1 protein-coding gene is annotated in these 381 nt (G+C 68.2%); it reads right to left on the bottom strand.

Annotated features, from left to right (window positions below):
• Positions 1 to 381, bottom strand: a 381-nt coding sequence (locus ADK60_RS26095) for a condensation domain-containing protein (protein ID WP_159400587.1), incomplete at both ends; no start/stop codon positions are given.

Raw genomic sequence — 381 nt, 5'->3', positions numbered from 1 at the left:
CCACTCCTCCACCACCCGCTGACGCTCACCCGCCGACAGGACGTCAACACGCCCCACCGACACCGACGGACCAACCAACACCGCCTCGAACACCCGCAGCATCTGTGCACCCAGGAGCTCGACGTCCCGCGGCCCGAAGACCCCGGGGTCGTACCCCATGTGCAGAGCGAGCGTGTCGCCGTTCTTCATGGCGGCGATGCTGAGCGGGTAGTGGGTGGCGTCCTTTCCGGGCACCCCCGCGATCCGCAGACCGGCGACATCTGCCGCCGCCTTCGGATCGGCCGGGTAGTTCTCGAACACCGTGAGCGTGTCGAAGAGTTCGCCCACCCCGGCGAGGCGCTGGATGTCGGCGAGACCCAAGTGCTGGTGAGCCATCAGCTC

The organism is Streptomyces sp. XY431, assembly GCF_001279805.1.
Taxonomy (GTDB): Bacteria; Actinomycetota; Actinomycetes; order Streptomycetales; family Streptomycetaceae; genus Kitasatospora; species Kitasatospora purpeofusca.
The sequence above is the reverse complement of the archived record's forward strand: the minus strand, read 5'-3'. Positions and strand labels throughout refer to the sequence as shown.